This window comes from Candidatus Amarobacter glycogenicus (genome assembly GCF_016704105.1).
GTDB classification, from domain to species: domain Bacteria; phylum Chloroflexota; class Dehalococcoidia; order Tepidiformales; family Tepidiformaceae; genus Amarobacter; species Amarobacter glycogenicus.
In genome coordinates, this window is the sequence record NZ_JADJAT010000019.1 from 120344 (window position 1) to 140779 (window position 20436).

Here is a 20436-nt window from a genome sequence, read left to right on the forward strand (position 1 = left end):
CCATTTGACTCGTGACGAACCCACGGACCGCCGCCGCCGTTGTCGCCGGAAAGCTGGCCTCGGCTGCGTCTCGCGCGCTTCGCCGGGGCGGAGGGACGGCCCTCCCCGGGCTGGTGGCCGAGCGGGTGGACCCGGCACTGGTGGCGCACCTCGGCCGGACGCTGGGGCGGGGACGCATCGTCGTCACGGGAACGAACGGGAAGACGACGACGAGCCGGATCATCGCTTCGGCCATGGATGCGGACGCGATGCCGTACGTGCACAACCGGGAAGGCAGCAACCTGATGCGGGGAATGGCCAGCACGCTCCTGGCAGAAGCCGGGATCACAGGCGGGATCCGGAGCGCGCGGGACGCGGCGGGCCTGTTCGAGACGGACGAGGCCACGATGCCGGCAGCGGTCGCGGCACTCCAGCCTCGCGTGCTCGTTTTCACGAACCTCTTCCGCGATCAGCTCGACCGTTACGGCGAGGTCGACACGGTCGCTGGTCTCTGGCGGACGGCGCTGGAGCGGGCTCCCCGAGACGCGACGCTAGTCCTGAACGCCGATGACCCCTCGGTGGCGGAACTCGCGACAGGCTGGAGTGGCCCCGTGCACTGGTTCGGGCTGGACGACCCGGCATACGCGACGGACAGTGCCGGCGCCTACGATGCCCGCTGGTGTGCATGCGGCGGGGACTATCGCTACGACCGCCGCTACTTCGCTCACGTCGGGCACTGGCGGTGCACGAAATGCGAGCGCCGGAGGCCGTCGCCCCAAACCTCCGCTTCGGCAGTCCGGCTCGGACTGGATTCGGCGATGCTTTCGATCGATGGCCATGAGGCTGTGGCGATGCCGCTGACGGGCCTGTACAACGTCTACAACGCATTGGCCGCAGTCGCGGCTTGCCGCGCCTTCGGAATCGGTGACGAGGCGATCCGGCAGGGGTTGGCCCATGCCCAACCCGCATTCGGGCGGCAAGAGGTCGTGGAGATCGAGGGACGCCGCCTACGCCTATACCTGGCGAAAAACCCGGCGGGCGCGAACCAGGTGCTCTTTCTGCTTCGCGAAATCGCGCGGGAACGGCCTCCGCTCAAGGTTGCGGTGCTCTTGAACGACCGTTACGCGGACGGCCAGGACGTGAGCTGGACCTGGGATGTCGACTTCGAGGTGCTGGCCACGTCCGCGGGGAGATGGTGGGCCGGCGGCGACAGGGCCGAAGACCTGGCGGTGCGGATGAAGTACGCGGGCTGGGAACGTCCCGCAGCCGTGGAGCACGAAGCCGGGAAGCTCCTGGATGCAATCCTCGCAGGGACGGACTGGGGCGACGACGTCTTCGTCATCCCGACGTATACGGCGATGCTGGACCTGCGGGCAGAGCTCCACGGACGCGGCGCCGTGGCCGGACGGCTGGAGTAGGGTCGCTCAGGCAGGGAACTCAGCGGTGGTACATCACCGAGCCGTCGCCGCCGCGGCGCAGCATGATGACCTCGGCCATGATGGAGATCGCGATTTCCTCCGGGGTTTCGGCGCCGATGCTGAGGCCGATCGGCGTGCGCACTCTCGCAAGCTCCTCCGGGTCGAAGCCGTCCTCGCGCAGATGTTCGAGGACGGCGCCGGTTCGCCTGCGCGAGCCAATCATCCCAAGGTAAGCGGCACCCCGCCCCAGGCAGGTCCGCAGCGACAATTCGTCCTGTTTGTGCCCGCGAGTGACGAGCGTGATGTAGGTGCTCGGCCCGATCGGGTACTTCTTGAGTGCTTCCTCGAAGTCTTCGCAAAGGACCTCGTCAGCTTCGGGGACGCGTTCGGAGCTGGCGAAATCATCGCGGTCGTCGAGGATCGCCACGTGGAAATCGAGGAAGTCCGCGAGTTTCGCCAGCGAACGCCCGATGTGGCCGGCACCGACGATGAGGAACACCGGCTTGGCTTCGACGACTTCGACATAGACGGCAGTGGCACCCTTCGCGGTCCGCTCGGAGAGCCCGCCCGGCGTGACGTACAGGGTCGCTGCGATGTGCGCGGCGAAGGCATCGGGGGCGTAGGCGGCAAGGGCGTCGTCGAGCGCGGTGTCGCCGAGGGAGCCGAGGCGTTCGCCCGACCGTTCGACGAGCATCCGCGCACCCGGCACGAGTGGACGCGGGCCCGACTCAAGGACAGACGCGAGGAAGACCGGTTCGCCGCCTTCGGCAGCACGGAGGAGGCGTTTGGTGATTTCGAGCACTGAGGGATGGTAGCTGATCGAGAAGAGTCGTACGTGTCGAACTTGCCAGCGGGGAACCGTGACCGATTCAGTGGCGTTACTCTTGGTAGATGAAGCGCGCGTGGTCCTTCGCCTTGGCCGGTCTGCTGTGCTGCACGGCCTGTTCCCGCGGCGAAAGCCCTCCGCCCGCGGCCGAATCGACGGTTACGCCGGCCGAATCGACGGCCGCAACCCCTACGCCAACCGCGCCGCCAAGCGTCGCCTCGACGCCAACTCCGGCGTTCGTTGCCAGGGCCCTGCAACGCGCGCAGCCGACCCCCTTTCCGTCCGGGGTCGTGGTGTACGCAATCGACGGTGTCTGGGAGGGGCCAACGGCGGCCCTGCGGCGTTACTACCGGGATTCGGCCGGGCAGTTCCGCGTCGACGACCTGGTGCTTTCTACGTTCGGACAGGGTAGGCCCGGCGATCGCGCCATCGTGGGGGTGCAGTTCGGGAATCCCGGCGAAGTTGGAGTCGCGCTGTGCCATGGCATCTGTTACGGCAGCCCGGAGCCCGTCACCATCGCGCGCTCAGCTGATGGTGGCGTTACATGGCATGACCTCTTCGACCTGGAGGCCGGCGGATGGGGTTCGCTTCTGGCGATCGAGGGCGACACGACGATCATTCGCGGCCCCACAGCCGATGACTGGTGGTCGTTCCAGAAGGTCACCCCATCAGGTCGGACCGTGCTTGCGCTGCCTGCCGGCATACTGCCGACTGCGGACACCGTGGGTGCTTTCGGAGCCGGGCAGCGGGTGGCTGTGTACTCGGAAGATCGGCGCACGATCCGGGATCTCCTCTCCGGGGAGCTGCTGCTGACCATCCCGCCGGCATGGGACGCCCGGCAGTACTCAGCTTCCTTCATCACGCGCGCCGGCGGCGAGTCAGTCGAAGTCCAGCTCCTCAGTACCTCGCAGGAGTATCGCGAAGGCTACCTCGCGTTCATTGACACGTCCTCCGACGCCGTCACCGACGTGTACCAGTGGCGCGAAGCCGACGGGCTCAGTGGAGTCTCGATCGTGGGGTGGATTACACCCACGCTGGCGATCGGCCGCGCCGACTTCGACCAGGCCGACTACTTGCCCAACACGGTTTCGTTCTTCCACGGAGTCCCGGCGTTGATCGATCTCCAGAAGGGGACGGTGTCACCCATTTCCGAGTTTCTGCCGCAACTCACGAAGAAGGCCGGGGGGCCGCAGCCTCTCCTCGTCGACCCAGGTAGTTTCGCCCGCGTAGTCACTGGCGCCGATTGCCTGAACGTCCGCTCCGAGCCACTCCTGTCAGCGTCGGTCCTCGGCTGCATGGCGGACCGAGTCGTCATGGCGCGACGAGCGGAGGTGGCAACAAGAGGATGGGTGGCGGTCACGACGCCGGATGGGCGAGATGGCTGGGCATCGAGCGAGTTTCTTGAGTTGTTCCCCTAGCGGGAACGCGAGATTTCCCCGAATCCGGAAACCTGATACCTTCTGGTACGACAACTCAAGAGCCAGAGACCGCAGGTCCCTATGCGAGCCGTCATTGAGATGGTAGGGGTAATGCCGAAAGGCGCCTGTCGAGGCAGAGATTTCGGGCCGGCAGCGATGCTGTGCGCCGTCAAAGTTCCCGCGAGGGAAGTTTGAATCCCTGCCAATGCGCAGGGATTTTTGGTCTCCGGGCTCTTCCGCACCGGGCCGGTGAGAACCGTGCCCCGTTCATATCGGAGGTGGCTATGCCTACTCCACGGAAAGAAGCAATGCTGGCAGAGATCCAGGACCGCATGGAGCGGGCCTCGATTGCCATCAGTGCTGATTATCGTGGGCTCACCGTCGCCCAGATCACCGAGCTTCGTCGCGCGCTGCGCCCGACCGGAGCGGAAGTGAAAGTCGTTAAGAACACACTCGCCGCGATGGCCGCCAAAGCTGCCGGGCGCGAGAACATGGCCGAGATCCTGCAGGGGCCAACGGCACTCGCGATTGGATTCGACGACCCGATCGCGCCGGTGAAGGCCTTCACTGAGCACCTCCGGGCACGCCGCCTCAACATCGAGATCCACGGGGGCTGGCTGGAAGGCCGGGTGCTTTCGCGCGCGGAAGTCGAAAGCCTCGCGACGATGCCACCCAAGGAGCAGCTCATTGCCGACGTGGTCGGCAAGCTCCAGAGCCCGCTCTACAACTTTGCGGGACTGCTGCAATCGACGATCCGGAACTTCGCCGGGCTCATCGATTCGCGCGCCAACCAGCTCGAAGCCGCCGGCTAAGACGAACCAAAACCAGGAGACACTGCAATGGCTAAAGTTGAAGAAGCACTCGAAATCATCAAGGGTATGACCCTCCTCGAACTGCGCGACCTGAACAAGGCGATCGAGGAAGAGTTCGGCATCACCGCCGCGGCCCCGATGATGATGGCTGCCGGCCCCGCCGGTGGCGCCGCCGCACCGGCTGCCGCCCCGGAGGAAGAGAAGACGGAATTCAACGTCGTCCTCAAGAGCTTCGGCGAGAACAAGATCAACGTCATCAAGGCCATCCGCGAGGTCGTCAGCGGCCTCGGCCTCAAGGAAGCGAAGGACCTCGTCGAGGCCGCTCCCGCGAAGGTGAAGGAAGGCATCGGCAAGGAAGAGGCCGAGTCGATCAAGGCGAAGCTCACCGAAGCCGGCGCCACCGTCGACATCGAGTAGTTCGTCCCCACGGCGAATCACGAGAGGCCCTTCCATCTGGAAGGGCCTTCTTCGTGGTCGCTGTACCATTCGCCCGAACCCGCAACGCAGGAGCCTCACCGTGGACTACCCCATCCGGCCTATCGCCCCGAGCGAAGCGCAGAAGTTCTTCACTTCGAACGCCATCGCGTTCGGCCACGACCCGCGTCCGGAGGAGGCGATCGCTTCGACGCTCGAGTACGCCGACCTCTCGCGCTCGATTTCGGTCTGGGACGGCGACCAGGTGGCGGCGACTGCCGGGACCTGGTCATTCGAGATGACGACACCCGGCGGCCTGGTCCCCTGCGGTGGATTGACGTGGGTCGGAGTGCTGCCGAGCCACCGGCGGCAAGGGATTCTGACCGCGATGATGCGTTACCAGCTGGACCAGGTGCGCGAGCGGGGCGAGGCGATTGCCGCGCTCTGGGCTTCGGAGGCGATCATCTACCAGCGGTTCGGGTACGGGATGGCCGCGGAAGGCGTCGAACTGGCGATCGACCGGACGCGCACTGCGTTGCGGACGGCCCCGCCGTTCAGTGGCCGTTGCCGTTACATCCAGCGCGATGAGGCGCTTGGGGCCTGGCCCGGTATCTGGGACACCGACCGCGTGAGGTACCCCGGGATGCACTCCCGGTCGGCCGGCTGGTGGGAGAACCGCGTCCTGAGGGATCCACCGTGGCCCGGGCCCGCCGGCTTCAGCAGCCTGTTCAATGTCCAATACGAAGAGGGCGGCAAGCCGCTGGGCTACGCCCGATACCGGATCAAGGAGCACTACGAGAACGGGTCGGCGGCCAGTGTCCTCTCGGTACAGGCGCTCCACGGGAACACGGACGGGGCGTATTCGGCGCTCTGGCAGCACATCTTCGGTGTCGACCTGGTCGGGAAGATACAGGCTGAGTGGCGCAGGACCGACGAACCACTGTATGCGATGCTCGCAGACCCGCGCCGCCTCGTGCGGCGGCCTTCGGACACGCTCTGGGTGCGGATCGTCGATACGGTGCAGGCACTGGAGGCACGGCGCTACCGCACCGCGGGCGCGCTCGTGATCGAGCTCAGGGACGACTTCTGCCCGTGGAACGGCGGTCGCTACGTGATCGAGGGCGGGCCGGACGGCGCGCGCTGCAGCCATACGACGAAGACGGCGGACTTGACGATGACCGTCAATGAGCTTGGTGCGCTCTATCTGGGGGGGATGAGTGCGCACCAGCTGGCGCGCGCTGGGCGGATCGAAGGTGCGGCGCAGGCCATCACGACGGCCGACTCCATGTTCGCCTGGGCCCCTCAGCCGTGGGCGCCAGAGATCTGGTGAGCCGCCGGAATTTCAGCCCGGCCCCTGTGATACGCTAGCCAGCACCTTATGTACCGGCCTCTCGATCACCCGCTGCTGCGCCGCCTGCGGGAGCAGGTGCTGTACTCCGCCGGGCCTATCGGCTCGACGCTCCTTTCGTACAACCTCGGACCGGAGGCGTACGTCGCCGCGGACGGCGAATCGCATGATGGTTGTCCGGAATGGCTCAACGTTTCGAATCCGGCCGTGCTCGAGAAGATCTATCGTTCGTTCTATTCGGTCGGCGTCGACGCGGTTGATTCGTGCTCATTCGGCGCGAACGAGGTCGTGCTGGCTGAGTTCGGGCTGGCGGATCGCACACGCGAACTCAATCGACTCGCGGCGGAAGTCATCGGGCGGGTGCGGGACCAATACAGCACGCCCGAGCACCCCCGTTACTCCTTCGGGACGATGGGCCCGGGGACGAAGTTGCCGAGCCTCGGGCATATCGACTGGGACGATCTCGTCCGCGGCGCACGAGAGCAGGCGATCGGCCTGATCGAGGGCGGGATCGACGTCCTGAAGGTCGAGACCTGCCAGGATCTCCTGCAAACGAAGGCTGCCCTCGCGGGCTGCGCCGAAGCGTTCGAAGTGACTGGCCGGCGAGTCCCGGTGATCGCGAGCGTGACGATCGAGACGACGGGCACCATGCTGCTGGGGTCGGACATCGCCTGCGCGTTGACCACGCTCGAACCACTCGACATCGTCGACATCATCGGCATCAACTGCGCCACCGGACCGGAGCAGATGATCGAACACGTCCGTTACCTGGCCGAGCACTCGCGGCGACCGGTGTTCATCGGGCCGAACGCAGGGTTGCCGGAAGTCGTCGATGGCGAAGCCTGCTACAACCTCACACCGGCGCAATTCGCGAAGCACCAAACGGTGTTCGTCAACGAGTTCGGGACGAACGTCGTGGCCGGGTGCTGCGGGACCACACCGGCGATGTTCGAGGCTGCGATCGCGGCGATCGGGCGGCGGGCGCCGAAGTTCCGCCCGGCCGCTTCCGAGTTCCTGGGCAGCGGCAAAGGAACGTATGAAGCGAACGTCTCCTCGCTGTACACGAGCGTCCCCATCGAACAGGACATCTCGTTCCTGGTGATTGGGGAGCGGACAAACGCGACGGGTTCACGAGCGTTCCGGGACCTCCTGCTCGCCGGTGACCTCGACGGCGTGGTGGCACTGGCTCGCGAACAGGCGGCGGAGGGCGCGCACGTCCTCGACGTCATGGTGGACTACGTGGGGCGCGACGGTACCGCCGACATGGAACAGGTCGCCACCGCGTTACGCACGCAATCCACGTTGCCGCTGGTTTTCGACAGCACCGAGCCGCCGGTGATCGAGACGGCGCTGAAGCTCTACGGGGGCAAGGCGATCGTCAACTCGATCAATCTCGAGGACGGCGAACGGAAGATCCGGCGAGTGCTTCCGCTGATCCGCCGTCACGGAGCTGCCGCCATCGCCCTGACCATCGACGAGGAAGGCCAGGCGCGGACCACGGAATGGAAATTGCGAGTGGCCCGGCGCATCTACGACCTCGCCGTCACCGAATACGGTATGGAGCCGGGCGATCTGCTCTTCGACTTCCTGACGTTCCCGCTCTCGGGCGGCCAGGAGGACTTGCGCAAAGACGCAATGGAGACCTTCGCCGCGATCAAACAGATGAAGGCGGAGTTCCCCGGCATCCACACGACGCTCGGCGTTTCGAACTGCTCGTTCGGGCTGAAACCTGCCGCGAGGCGGGTGCTGAACTCGGTGTTCCTGTACGAGGCAGTTGAGCACGGTCTTGATTCGGCAATCGTCAACGCGAAGCAGATCGTCCCGCTGAACCGCATCCCGGAGGAACAGCTCAACACGGCGCGGGACCTGATCTATGACCGCAGGCGCGAGGGATACGATCCGCTCCACCACTTCATCTCGCTCTTCGAGAACATGGAGGCGACGAAGGAAACGAAGGCCGACCGTTCGAAGCTACCCGTGGAGCAGCGCCTTCAGCAGCGGATCATCGATGGCGACCGGCGCGGACTGGACGACGACCTGGACGAAGCGATGGGCCGATTCGACCCGCTCACGATCATCAATGAGCACCTGCTGGAAGGGATGCGCGTGGTCGGTGAGCTTTTCGGTTCGGGGAAGATGCAACTGCCGTTCGTGCTCCAATCGGCCGAAACGATGAAGCAGTCAGTCGCCCACCTCGAACCGTTCATGGACAAGATCGACGGCTCGACGAAGGGGAAGGTCGTGCTGGCGACGGTGCGAGGGGACGTGCATGACATCGGCAAGAACCTCGTCGACATCATCCTGAGCAACAACGGGTACACGACCTACAACATCGGCATCAAGCAGCCGATCCAGAGCATCATCGAGAAGGCGCAGGAAGTCTCGGCAGACGCGATCGGGCTTTCTGGTCTCCTGGTGAAAAGCACGGTGGTGATGCGCGAGGATCTCGAGGAGCTCAACAGCCGGGAGTTGTTCCACTATCCGGTCATCCTTGGCGGCGCCGCGCTCACGCGGCGATACGTGGAGGACGACTTGAGGCGCGTCTACAAAGGCACGGTGTACTACGCCCAGGATGCATTCGAGGGCCTCGCGACGCTCGACAAGGTTGTCCCGGCCGCCCGCGAGGGCCGCCCCCTTCCGATCCTCACGCGGGGGGGGGCAGAAATCACCCGCGACCAGGTCTACGACGAAGTGCGCGTGACGGTGCCCGGGAGCAACGATGCCGCCAGCGACGGACCGAGCGTGAGAGAGTATGCCCAGTCGCAAGTCGCAAGAGCCGTGCCGATCCCCGAGCCGCCGTTCTGGGGCAGCCGCGTCGTCCGCGGGCTTCCGCTGCGAGACATCTTCCCCTGGATCAACGAGGTCCAGCTGTTCCGCGGCCAGTGGCAGTACCACCGTGGCGAACGGGGAGAGGCCGAATACGAGCGGTTCGTGGATGAGGAAGTGCGGCCGATCTTCCGCAGATGGGCGGAGCGAGCGATTTCCGAACAGCTGCTCGTGCCCCAGGTGGTCTACGGCTACTTCCCCTGCCTTTCGGACAGGAATGAACTCCTCTGCTGGCCGGACCTGGAGGATGGAAGGCCGGCGGGCGAGCCGGTACGGCTGAGCTATCCACGCCAAACGACCGGTCGCCGCCAGTGCATCGCGGATTTCTTCCGTTCGGTGGACGAAGCGCGCGGCGGGGGACCGCAGTACGACGTCGTGGCGATGTCGCTCGTGACGATGGGCGAGCGAGCGAGCGTGTTCGCGAAGGAATTGTTCGACGCGAACGAGTACCGCGACTACCTCCACTGGCACGGGTTCTCCGTCGAGAGCGCCGAGGCGCTTGCGGAGATGTGGCACGGCCGCGTCCGTGAAGAGCTCGGAATCGCCGGTAAGGACGGCCCGGATCATCGCAGCCTGTTCCAGGCCCACTACCAGGGCGCCCGCTACTCCTTCGGCTACCCTGCCTGTCCGGACCTGGAAGAGCAGACCAAGATGGCGGCGCTGCTCCGGCCCGAACGAATAGGCGTCCACCTGAGCGAAACCTTCCAGTGGCATCCGGAACAGAGCACCAGCGCCGTGATCGTGCATCACCCGGAGGCGCGCTACTTCGTCGTGAAGTAGCGCTCGGGGTCGTCCGAATGATCGAGTGGCCAGCCTTCTCCACAGACGAGTTCCTGGATGCCGTGCGCGACGCATTCATGCCGGGAGCGACGTCCGGCATCGCCGAATGCGGAGGTTACCGGGTGCGTACGCTACTCCGCGGCGGAAAGGCGGTAACGGGACTCTGGCAGTTTCCGGTGTATCGCGAACCCCTCGACCCCGCGACGGTCGCCGGCGGGACGCGGGTGCCATACCTCGATGACGTCGTCGTCGCGGTGACACGGGCAGGAGAGGCCGGCCCTCCCGGGACCCGGCCGTCCCCGTTCGTTTCATGGCGGGACTTCCCGGATTGGGAGACGTTCCTCGCCCGGTCCCAGGCGCCTCCCGGGCTCGACGCCCCTGCGACCGTGCTCCGGAAGATGCGCAAGCTCGAGCGCGAACTTGGCCCGGTGGAACACCGGCTTTTCGATGACGACCCGGAAGTCTTCGAAACGCTCATCCGGTGGAAAGCGGCGCACTTCGCGCTGACGCGCCGGGATCATGTGCTTTCGCGGCCCGAAGTGGTGGAGTTCTACCGGGAGCTGAGGCGCCGGGGGATTTTCAACGCATCGAGCCTCCGCGCCGGAGGACGGCTGGTGAGCGGGCAGATCGCTTACCGCGTCCATGGACGGCACCTCTCCCGCCTCATGGTGTACGACCACGACCCGGCCCTCCGGCGCTACTCGCCGGGTTCGGTCATGCAGCTCCTCACGCTGGAGGCCTCTTACCGCGCCGGAGACTCGGAGTTCGACTACCTCATGGGTTCGGAGCCGCACAAATACACCTACTCCACACACACTCGCTGGGTGGGCAAAGTGGGCCGGGAACCGGCTGTGCGGCGGATGGAGCGGGTCGCGCGACGCCAGGTCTCAAGGCGCCTGAGCCACTTTCCCGGGGCGTACAACCGCATCCGTGCCATGGAGCGGCGCACGAAACGCTGGGTCAACCGGGCTCGCTAAGCGGGCCGACGGCTAGAATCGTGCGGTGAAAGCTTCGTCTCCCCGGGGGTTGCCGCCGGCCATCTTGCTCGAAGGACATATGGATGTCCTGCGTGACCTGCGTGGCCGGGGAGTGCCTCTCGTGGCGGCGTCGAGCTATCGGCGCCATCCAGCCAAGGCATCCACATCCATCACGGGCAGCGAGTTATCGCCGGCCCTTTGGGACGCCGCCTATGAGCGGTGGTTCGAATCGGCCATCGCGCGCTATGAGGGAGCGGTGGTGTTCCCTTTGACCGAGGATGACTCATGGTGGCTGGACGGTTTTCGCGCCACTCACCCGGAGACCACGGTCCGCACTCCGGTCCCGCCACGCGAGGCGTTACGCACCGTGACCTTGAAGTGGGAGCTGTACCAGGCCTGCCAGGCGCACGGCATCGCCGCCCCGGCTACGTGGCTCGCACGAAGCCCGGCCGACGTCCGCCAGCGCGCGGGGGACTTGAAATTCCCGGTAATCGTCAAGCCACAGAGCCGCTGCGGGAACCTCCATTGGGGCCGCGGAGAGGTTGCGAACAACGCAGAAGAACTCGAAGAGTCGGTCAGCTGGGCGCTGAGCAACGTCCGGTTCCGGGACGAAGTTGCCGACCCCTGCCCCGATGTCCGGCTGCCGTTGGTGCAGGAAGCCATCGGCGGCCGGGACCGCCGCATCTACCACATTGCGGGGTATCTCAGCCAGAGCGGGACCTGGGCGGCACTGGCACACCGGAAACTCCTCCAGTTCCCGCGTCGCTTCGGCAACGGCCTCTGTTTCGAGACTGCCTCGCTGGATGTGGCACTGGCGGAACGCCTCGTCGAGATGCTCCGTGCTATCGGGTTCCGCGGCATGTTCGAGGCCGAGTTCATCGAGCGCGGCGATGAGCGGCTCCTCATCGACCTCAACCCTCGTGCCTACAACGGGATGACGCTCGAGGTCGAACGCGGCCTCCACGTGGCCTGGTACGCCTACCTCGAAGCGGCGGGCGAGTTGGACTTGCTCGACAGGGAACTGGGGAAGGCTCACCAACTGGAGGACCGGCAATTCACGTGGTGCCGGAAGCTTGAGTTCGGGGCGATGCTCGCTTCGCAGCTGGCGAGCGGCGGTTTCACGCCACGTGAGGCCAGTCGGTGGCTGGGCTGGTACCGGCAGAATCGCGGACGGATGCTCGACCCGTTCGTCATCGAGGGTGACCGGAGAGTGGGCAGAGCGCGGCTGCGGTTCCAGCTTTCGGACTGGACCCGCCACCCCCGACGCTTCGTGGGGACCTATGCCCGCCGGGAGTCCGGCCGATAACCGGACCGGTCGTCCTCGTCCTGGGGTGCTTCGGCGGTCTCTTGGCGCTCGTTCCGGCGCCTCGTTTTTCGGCGCGGAGCGATCCGAGGCGCCGGCGCGCCGGCGTATGCCAGGAGCGCCGGTGGCAACGCAGCTGGACGTTGTGCGGCAGCCGGCGCCGTGCCTGTATCCGCCAGAGCGGCGACCGCCATGAGGACGGCAACGGCGGCGCGTTCGAAGCTCGTGGAGGGAGATCCGAGGGTGCCAGGGGCGGAATCCGGCGGCGCCGCGAGCAAGAGCTGCCGGGCAATCACGGCGATCCTGACCAGTACGCCCGCTGGAATCGGGCGGCCGGCAACGGAGAGCACTTCCCGCACAAGCGTCGCGGCGAGAAGAGCAGGCGGATCGCCCGTCGCCGGGAGAGGACCATCCGCGATGGCCGCTGCCATCCGTCCGACGAGTTCAACAATCCGCGAGGCCGCCGCCGCCACGGCACGCGGTTCGTTCGCGGCATCGATGGCCCTGAAGGCCTCGACAAGGCCGGCGGGCGAGGGGAATGACGGGAGCCGAAAGGGGCCGACGCCAAGCGACTGGGCCGCGCGTGCTTCGGCCGAGATCTGGACCGAGTCGGGCAGCTCCACGGCAGGCGCGGTCGCACCATGCCCCGGTTCGGACAGCCGGGCGCTGAGCTTCGGCAGTTCGGCAGCGATGTCGCCGCGCCGCGCACTGAACTCCCGGGCAACAGCCTCTTCGAAATCACCGATGCGCATCTTCCGGAAAGCTTCTCCTCCGCTGATTGTCGGCAGAATGGTCCACCGTGCCGATGCCCCACGCGCGTTCGCGCTTCGGCACAGGAGGGCCGAAACTGCGCGTGTGAAACCGCTCTTGCTGGTGCTGGCGTTTGCAGCGGCCCTGCTCCCGGCCGGCGCCTCGCACGAACGCGCGAGCGCCCATGGCTTCAGCCACCGGGACAGGACGGCGAACGGGGATGTCCTCCCGGCCCGGCCGGCCGGCCGCGCCATCGAGCCGTCGGTCATTGGCGCCGACGAACGCGTCCAGGTGACGGCAACCGAGTCGTTCCCGTTCAGCGCGGTCGCCTACCTGGAACTGGAAGACTCTTTCGGCGTGGTATTCGCATCGTGCACAGCGACATTCATCGGGCCAGACGCGCTGCTTACAGCCGGCCACTGCCTGTGGGACGCGGAACTCGAGGACTGGGGCGCGGAACACATCCGGGTAGTACCGGGCAAGGACGGCGATTTCGAGCCTTTCGGCTCGCAGTACGCTTCGGACTGGTGGGTACCCGACCAGTATGCCCTGAGCGGGTCGCCGGATTGGGATTGGGGTGTCATCAAGCTGCCGAATAGCCTGTTGTCGGACGCGACTGGCTGGTTGAGCGTGACGGTGGCGCCGACCGAGGCCCTGGAAGACCCGGAGTTCTTCCCGACGATCGTGGGATATCCGGGAGACAAACCTGAAGGCACGATGTGGGGCCTGATCCGTTCAGCATTCCTCGCGGTGGAAGAGTTCACGCTGTACTACGACATCGACACGGCTCCCGGGCAAAGTGGCTCGGCAATCTGGTCCGCGGCCGATGGGCCTTACCTCGGGCTCGTCGTGGGCATCCACAGTCACGGCTCGTCGGTGAACAGCGGGGCGCGGATCGACCGCGAACTGATGGAAGACCTGCTGGCAGCCTGCGAGGCGATGGATTGCTCCATCGATGAGGTGGAGGCGCCGGACCCCCCGGAGCCTTACCCGTACCACAGTTTCGCGGTGGCGATCGCCCGGGACTGACAGGCCCTATCCGGGACGGTCCGCATCGGCCAGACTACCGCATGGCTCGAAGCCCCTGGGCACACCGCGACTTCCGGCTCCTGCTGGCGGGCTCTGCGACGGTGAGCTTCGTCATGCCGATGCAGTTCCTCACACAGATTTTCTGGGTACAGGACCGCTTCCCCGAACGCGACGTGCTCTACGTGGGCCTTGTTGCGGCCAGCCGTGGCTCGGCGATGCTCCTGTTCGGGCTCGTCGGTGGCGCGTTCGCCGACCGGTTCGAACGCCGCAGGGTCCTGCTGGGGTGCCAGGTGGCATCGCTCGCGATCGGCGCCGGGGTAGCCGCTCTCATGATCGCCGAGCCGCTGGGCGGGGCGAACATCGGGATCCTGTTGCTGCTGACGTTCGCGCAGGCAGGGACGATGGCAGTGGATCAACCAGCCAGGACGGCGGCAACGCCGGCGATTGTCGGTATGGAGAGCCTGTCCAGCGCGATCACCTGGCAGATGGTCGCCCAACAGGTCACCTTCCCTATCGCACTCCCGCTGGTGGGCTTCCTGAACTCGATCGTCGAACCGGGAACGGTCTACCTGTTCACGCTCAGCGCATGGCTGGTAATCCTGCCGTTGATCGCGATGTTGCGGTTCCGGAGCGTTGGCACGGCGAACCGGTCCGTGAGCATGCTGGGCAACATCCGTGAAGGGCTGGCCTACACCCGCCGCGATGCCACGCTTTTCGGCGTCATCGCACTGGTTGTCGTCCTCCAGGTAGTCGGGATGGCTGGGCCGGCCACGCTGGGACCGGTCTGGATGCTCAAGGTCCTCGGCCTGAGCACGACGCAATTCGGGTTCATGGCGATGACCTGGGGACTGGGGACATCCGTCGCTTCGTTCTTCTATGTATGGCAGAAGAACCTGCCGGCCCAGGGACAGACGCTTTGTACGGCCGTGCTCCTGTTCGCGCTGTTCGCCGTCGTCTTCGCGCATTCGCGCCTGGCGCCGCTCACGGCGATCGCGAACTTCGGTCTCGGGTTCGCGCTCGTCGGCACGATGGTCTCGTCATCGACGATCGTGCAGCGGACTGTGAGCGATGAGATGCGCGGCCGCGTGATGGGGCTGTTCCCGCTGACTCAGGGCCTTTCGATGCTCAGCGGGTTGCCGGCTTCGGTGGCGGGGCAGGCGTACGGGCTACCGGTGGTCTTCCCCATCCTCGCATGGACGACGCTCGCAGCCGCGGCGATGATCATCCTCAGACGGCCGAGCCTGCGAGTGGTGGGGCGGTCGCAGCCCGCGACTTCCGCGGTTTCCGGCGGCGATTAGTCCCGCCGTTACCCGCGGTTGACCACTCCACTGACACGGGCCGGGGTGATCCGGACGACTACGCGGCCCTGGGTGCGAAGCGTCTCGAGGTAATCGGCGGGTGGTTCCCAGTCCGGCGCGCCACGCATCACCCGGTTAATGGCTATGTGGCCGGGCACAATATCGGAGTCCTCGATCGCGGCGGAACCTTCGACGCTGACAAACCGGTAGGGCGCACCTTCATCGAGTACGGTCAGAGAAGCGCGCGGGTTCCGGCTCAACGTCTTCGCCTTCAAGCGGTCTTTCGTGGTGCTGAAGATGAGATCGTCGCCGTCAACGGCGTAGAAGACGACGGAGTTGGTTGGGCTGCCATCGCTGCGCAGCGAAGTGACCACTGCCCACTTCATCGAACGGACGAACGCGTCCTGGTCAGGTTTTCCGATCATGCCTCGCCTCCCGGGCCATCGATTTCGTCGAGGAAACCGCCGACGATGCGGTTGAATTCGGCGGCTCGTTCAAAGTACACCGAGTGGCCCGCCCGCGGGACGCTCACGAAGCGGCCGTTGGGCACGGCCACGCAAAGGAGCCGGACAGCCTCCGGAGGGATGACGATGTCCTCGTCCCCTGCCATGCCAAGGATTGGCATCGAAAGCGCAGCCAGTGCTTCGACCGGAGTATCTCGCATCGCACCGAGCTGGAAACGGAGAGCGTCCTTATCCACGCCGGCTGCGAGGTTGTTGATCTCCCAGTAGAGGAAGTGCAAAGCGGGCTGTTCTTCTGCCATGCGTTCGCCACCGGCGGGGTGGATGCCCCGCTCGAAGAGGCCCTGTTCCCGTCCCCCGGGCCGGGCCGCCCAGATGGCCGGGAACTCCGGGTGGGCCAGCGTCCCGGTCGTATCGCACATTACGAGGGCCTTTACGCGGGTGGGGTGCGCCAACGCGAACGACAGGCATGTCCAGCCACCCATAGATTGGGCTACCAGCCGCACCTGCTCGAGGCGAAGGTGATCGAGCAATGCTGCCAGGTCAGCCGCGAAGGCGAGGGCGCCGGGCCCGCCGGCATCTTCCGTAGACGGCGCGAATCCTCGATGGGCAAAGGTCACACAGGTGTAGCGGTCGCGGAAGGCGGGGACTTGTTGCCACCAGCTCATGTGATTGCCCCCCAGACCGTGGGCGAACACGAGCGGCGGACCGGCGCCGGCAACTTCGTAATAGAGGCGGGCGCCGGGACGTTCGAAGTAAGGCATCCGGCGCAGTCTAACGAATTCGGAACCGGCGTACGTGCGGCTGGCGGCGCGGATAGTGTATTCTCCCGCCTTCCATCGCAAACACCACGGAGGCCGCCCGTTGGAACCATGGATCGTCGGTAGCAACCCCAGTAACCGGTACCCGCTCTGGACTCGAGCGAACGTCGGAGAGGTCTTCCCGGACCCCGTCGCCCCACTGACGTTTACGACGTTCATGGAGGAACAAACAGAAGGCGCCTGGCGAGACGCGCTGGTCCAAATGGGGGCGTTCACGCATGACGAGTTCGCACCCGGCGAGATGGAGACGCTTGGGGTGTTCGGTGGCTACTGCTACCTCAATGCCTCGGTGACTCGCATCCTGGGTGAACGCGGGCCAGGGCTCTCGGCACAAATGATGGATGACCTGTTCTTCGGAGCGCAGCCGGGAATCCCGCCCTATGAAGTCGCTGCCGGCGATCAGAACGAAGAGCGGACAGCCGCCATCGGGGCAGTGTTCCAGTGGGCCATGACCACGGACAGGCTGGATATCCCGGCCGAGGCCGCGACGCTGGTCGACTCGATCCGGGCGGCGCGACCGAACCTGGAGGCGATGACGAACCAGGAACTCTGGGAATACGCGCGCAAGCTCTACACAACTTACCTGCGGCGCTTCTTCGGCGAACACATCTTTATTACGTTCATCAGCACGGTGCCCGTCGGAGCGCTCACGCAGATCTGCGCCGCAGTCGGCAGGCCGGAAGACGCGATGCGTCTCATCTCCGGAGTGGGGGATGTGGAGTCCGCGGCGCCTTCGATGGCGATGTGGAAGCTCGGGCGGATGGTGGCTTCGGACCCTTCCCTCACGGCTGCGTTCGACGAGGGGATCGACGGGCTGGCGGCACGGTTGAAAGCGCTCGGCCCGGCTGGCTCCGCCTTCAACGCACAGTTCGAGCAGTTCATCAAGGACTACGGCTCGCGCGGCCCGAACGAGTGGGAAATCCGCAGCAACACCTGGGAAACGCGGCCGGAACTGGCGCTCGCCGCCATCGACCGGATGCGGCTCGCCCCGGAAACGGCCTCTCCGATGATGCGGAACAAGCACATGGCAGAAGAACGCGAACGCGTGTACGCCGAGGTTTCGGCGATGCTCGCGGGGGACGCCGAGACTCTGGGCATGTTCCAGGCCGCCTGCCGTGCCGCCATCCTCTTCCAGGCGGGCCGGGAGCGGACCAAGACCAACAACGTGAAGCTCATCCAGGAAGCGCGGATGGCCATGCACCTGATCGGCCGCAGGCTGGTGGAACAAGGACTGTGCGATGAAATCGCCGACTTTGGCCTGGTGAAGGACGGAGAGATGGACGCGTGGCTGAAGGATCCGCGTCCTTTGCGGGCGGAGATCGCCCGCAGGCGGGACTTGATGGCGGCGTACGCCAACCTCCAGGAGCCATTCGTGTTCTGGGGGACACAGCCGGATGTTTCCACGTGGCCGGCTCGCGGGGCGACGGCGATTGAACCGGTCAAGGCGGGTGACGTACTCAGTGGCTTCCCGGGGTGCCCCGGACAGGTGACGGGCGTCGCGCGCGTCATCCTCGACCCGATCGACCCCACGGCGTTGGAACCAGGCGACATCCTGGTCGCACCGATCACCGACCCGTCGTGGACGCCGCTCTTCGTCTCAGCCGGCGGGGTCATCGTGGATGTGGGCGCGGCACAGAGCCACGCGATGATCGTCAGCCGCGAACTCGGGATCCCGTGCGTGCCATCGGTAACCAATGGGACGCGGCGTATCCCGAACGGCGCTACCGTGACGGTGAACGGGGATGCCGGCACCGTGACCATCGTCGCGCTGCCCTGATGACAGGAGCGGCCGGCCGCCTCTTCGGGTTCGCGGAGCCGCTGGCTGCGGGCGTGGAGCCTGCGGCCCTGCTCGGCGGCAAAGCTGCCGGACTTGCCGTGATGGCGCGGGACCTCGGGCTGCCGGTGCCACCGGGGTTCGTGGCAACGACGTCCGTGTGCCGGGAGTACCTGGCTGATGGCTGGCCGGCGGGGCTCGATGACGAACTGCGCGGCCGGCTCGCCTGGCTCGGCGAGCAGACGGGACGCGGCTTCGGCAGTACCGACAACCCACTGCTGGTTTCCGTGCGGTCCGGGGCCCCCGTCTCGATGCCAGGCATGATGGACACGCTCCTGAACGTTGGCATGACGCCCGCGATCCGCGAACGGCTGGCCGACCAGAGCGGCGATGCGGAGTTCGCCGCGGACACCTGGCTGCGGTTCAATCGCATGTACGCGGAGATCGTGTTGAACGCTCCGCGCGACGAAATCGCCGGGATCTCTATCCACGACGGGACGGCGCGGGGCATGCTCGGCACGGCCGAGCGGGTCCGGGCGGCCGCCCGCGCGTTCGGCGGCATCCCGGACGACCCTTTCGAACAGCTCAAAGGCGCAATCTCGACGGTGTTCGCGTCCTGGGAGTGCGACCGCGCCCGGACTTTCCGGGCGAAGGAAGGCATCGCGGCCGGGCTCGGCACGGCGGCGACCGTCCAGGCGATGGTCTTCGGCAACCTGGACGACCGTTCGGGGACGGGCGTGGCGTTCACGCGAGACCCGTCGTCCGGGGCGCGGAAGCCGACGGGCGACTACCTGGCCCGTGCCCAGGGTGAGGATGTGGTCGCGGGGACGCACCGGGTCCACGGCCTCGAAGCCCTCCAGCGACAACTCCCCGAGGTGGCCCAAGAGCTCCTGGGCGTCATGGAACGGCTGGAACGGCACTATCGCGACATGTGCGACATCGAGTTCACGGTGAGCGCGGGAAAGCTCTACCTCCTGCAAACGCGCGTCGGCCGGCGGAGCCCCCTGGCGGCGGTCCGAATCGCAGTCGACATGGCCGAAGACACTGGCTTCCCGCTCAGCCGGGCGGAAGCCGCCGGACGCGTAAGTGACGATACGATCGCTGAACTGGCCCGGCTGGGACATATCCGCCCGGGCACAGAGGCCATCGGCGAAGGGCTGGCGGCCTCACCCGGTGTGGGCGCCGGAGCGCTGTGCTTCGACGCTTCAAGGGCGGCCGAACTGGGAGCGGCTGGCGTGGCGGTCGTCCTGGCGCGGCCCGAAACCTCCCCGTCTGATGTGCATGGGATGGCAGCGGCGGCGGCGTTGGTCACGACGCTTGGCGGCATCATGAGCCACGCCGCCGTCGTCGCCCGCGGATGGGCGATCCCGGCGGTGTGCAGCCTCGAGGACGCGAAATTCGAGATGGGCGGTTTGCGTATCGGCAGCGTCTTCATCGCCGAGGGCGAGACTGTCACGGTGGACGGAGCGACCGGGCGGCTCTTCCTCGGCGACCAGCGAGGGGAGGGCGCGCACGATCTTCCAGAGCTGCTGAAGCTGCGGGAATGGGCCTCCGAAGCGGGAGACGCCGAACGAACCGCAGCCGGGCGATGCGTCTCGCCGTTCGAGGTGCTGCGGGTTATGCAGCTGAAAGGGCTTTGTACGGCGGAACGAGCGGCCGGGGTGCTCCGCGCGGACGTGGCCGATGTGGCAGCGATCCTCACCGGCCACGAGCACTTGCTCAAGACGACGGCACGAGGGATAGCGTTAACTGCCGACGGACGCGCCTGGGTCGAGGACCGGCTCTCGGAGGAACGCGCGGCGATCGACTCAGAGGCACTCGAACCGTGTTTTGGCGAGTTCCTCCCGCTGAACCGGCGGTTCAAGGAACTCGTGACCGGGGCGCAACAGGGCGGGATTACCGGGGCCGACCATGCGGACTGGCCGGCGCTCCTCGCCTCGATGCGGGCACTCCACGCGAATTTTGCCCCGATTGTTGAAGCGGCCGGAAACGTCGCCGTGCGGCTGGCGAACTACCGGACACGGTTCGAGACGGCGCTTGAAGCATTCGCCGCCGGCGACCACTCGATGCTTGCATCGCCGCTGAAGGACAGTTACCACACGGTCTGGTTCGAGTTCCACGAAGAGTTGATCGCGCTGACAGGGCGGGACCGGGCCATCGAAGAGGCCTCGGAGGCCCAGTAGCCGGGGGCGGAAACATGCG

Annotated in this window: 16 protein-coding genes; 12 read left to right on the forward strand and 4 right to left on the reverse strand. The window is 66.3% G+C overall.

The window, feature by feature from the left end; genetic code table 11:
• Positions 1-11 precede the first annotated feature (11 nt).
• On the forward strand, positions 12-1397 hold the full coding sequence (locus tag IPG14_RS11835; RefSeq protein ID WP_343391968.1) for a MurT ligase domain-containing protein: 1386 nt from the start codon (positions 12-14) through the stop codon (positions 1395-1397).
• Between the two features lie 19 nt (positions 1398-1416).
• On the opposite strand, the gene IPG14_RS11840 is transcribed toward IPG14_RS11835, so the two are convergent.
• Positions 1417-2199, reverse strand: a complete 783-nt coding sequence (locus tag IPG14_RS11840) for an XdhC/CoxI family protein (protein ID WP_343386632.1) — start codon at positions 2197-2199, stop codon at positions 1417-1419.
• Between the two features lie 314 nt (positions 2200-2513).
• Here IPG14_RS11840 and IPG14_RS11845 point away from each other — a divergent pair, with 314 nt between their 5' ends.
• From IPG14_RS11845 to IPG14_RS11875, 7 genes are all read left to right on the forward strand, one after another.
• Positions 2514-3641: an SH3 domain-containing protein gene (locus IPG14_RS11845; protein WP_343391969.1), complete on the forward strand. Its 1128-nt coding sequence runs from the start codon at positions 2514-2516 to the stop codon at positions 3639-3641.
• Between the two features lie 284 nt (positions 3642-3925).
• Positions 3926-4453, forward strand: a complete 528-nt coding sequence (rplJ, locus tag IPG14_RS11850; protein WP_343386634.1) for a 50S ribosomal protein L10 — start codon at positions 3926-3928, stop codon at positions 4451-4453.
• Between the two features lie 27 nt (positions 4454-4480).
• A complete protein-coding gene (gene rplL / locus IPG14_RS11855) occupies positions 4481-4870 on the forward strand; it encodes a 50S ribosomal protein L7/L12 (protein WP_343386635.1) in 390 nt (129 codons plus the stop codon).
• Positions 4871-4970: 100 nt separating this feature from the next.
• On the forward strand, positions 4971-6197 hold the full coding sequence (locus IPG14_RS11860; protein ID WP_343391970.1) for a GNAT family N-acetyltransferase: 1227 nt from the start codon (positions 4971-4973) through the stop codon (positions 6195-6197).
• A 48-nt stretch (positions 6198-6245) separates the two neighbouring features.
• A complete protein-coding gene (gene metH, locus IPG14_RS11865; protein WP_343391971.1) occupies positions 6246-9821 on the forward strand; it encodes a methionine synthase in 3576 nt (1191 codons plus the stop codon).
• A gap of 17 nt (positions 9822-9838) precedes the next feature.
• Complete coding sequence (locus IPG14_RS11870; protein ID WP_343391972.1) at positions 9839-10798, forward strand: GNAT family N-acetyltransferase; 960 nt, start codon at positions 9839-9841, stop codon at positions 10796-10798.
• 25 nt (positions 10799-10823) lie between these two features.
• A complete protein-coding gene (locus tag IPG14_RS11875) occupies positions 10824-12104 on the forward strand; it encodes a hypothetical protein (RefSeq protein WP_343391973.1) in 1281 nt (426 codons plus the stop codon).
• Here IPG14_RS11875 and IPG14_RS11880 read toward each other — a convergent pair.
• Positions 12077-12853: a hypothetical protein gene (locus IPG14_RS11880; protein WP_343391974.1), complete on the reverse strand. Its 777-nt coding sequence runs from the start codon at positions 12851-12853 to the stop codon at positions 12077-12079. The two genes, IPG14_RS11875 and IPG14_RS11880, sit on opposite strands and share 28 nt — an antisense overlap.
• A 103-nt stretch (positions 12854-12956) precedes the next feature.
• On the opposite strand from IPG14_RS11880, the gene IPG14_RS11885 reads away from it, so the two are divergent.
• Both IPG14_RS11885 and IPG14_RS11890 read left to right on the forward strand, forming a co-directional pair.
• Positions 12957-13880 carry a trypsin-like peptidase domain-containing protein gene (locus IPG14_RS11885; RefSeq protein ID WP_343391975.1) on the forward strand — a complete coding sequence of 308 codons (924 nt, stop codon included), beginning with the start codon at positions 12957-12959 and terminating at the stop codon, positions 13878-13880.
• A 41-nt stretch (positions 13881-13921) separates the two neighbouring features.
• Positions 13922-15178 carry an MFS transporter gene (locus tag IPG14_RS11890; protein ID WP_343387671.1) on the forward strand — a complete coding sequence of 419 codons (1257 nt, stop codon included), beginning with the start codon at positions 13922-13924 and terminating at the stop codon, positions 15176-15178.
• 8 nt (positions 15179-15186) lie between these two features.
• On the opposite strand, the gene IPG14_RS11895 is transcribed toward IPG14_RS11890, so the two are convergent.
• Both IPG14_RS11895 and IPG14_RS11900 read right to left on the reverse strand, forming a co-directional pair.
• The gene (locus IPG14_RS11895) at positions 15187-15603 is read right to left on the reverse strand and encodes a PPOX class F420-dependent oxidoreductase (protein ID WP_343391976.1); all 417 of its coding nucleotides are present in this window, start codon (positions 15601-15603) and stop codon (positions 15187-15189) included.
• On the reverse strand, positions 15600-16403 hold the full coding sequence (locus tag IPG14_RS11900) for an alpha/beta hydrolase (protein ID WP_343391977.1): 804 nt from the start codon (positions 16401-16403) through the stop codon (positions 15600-15602). Before IPG14_RS11900 ends, IPG14_RS11895 begins: the two co-directional genes overlap by 4 nt.
• 100 nt (positions 16404-16503) lie before the next feature.
• Between IPG14_RS11900 and IPG14_RS11905 the strand changes: the two genes are divergently transcribed.
• Together IPG14_RS11905 and IPG14_RS11910 are read left to right on the forward strand one after the other, a co-directional pair.
• Positions 16504-18237, forward strand: a complete 1734-nt coding sequence (locus IPG14_RS11905; RefSeq protein ID WP_343391978.1) for a PEP-utilizing enzyme — start codon at positions 16504-16506, stop codon at positions 18235-18237.
• Positions 18237-20417, forward strand: a complete 2181-nt coding sequence (locus IPG14_RS11910) for a pyruvate, phosphate dikinase (protein WP_343391979.1) — start codon at positions 18237-18239, stop codon at positions 20415-20417. The genes IPG14_RS11905 and IPG14_RS11910 overlap by 1 nt, the downstream gene beginning before the upstream one ends.
• The last annotated feature ends 19 nt before the right edge of the window (positions 20418-20436 follow it).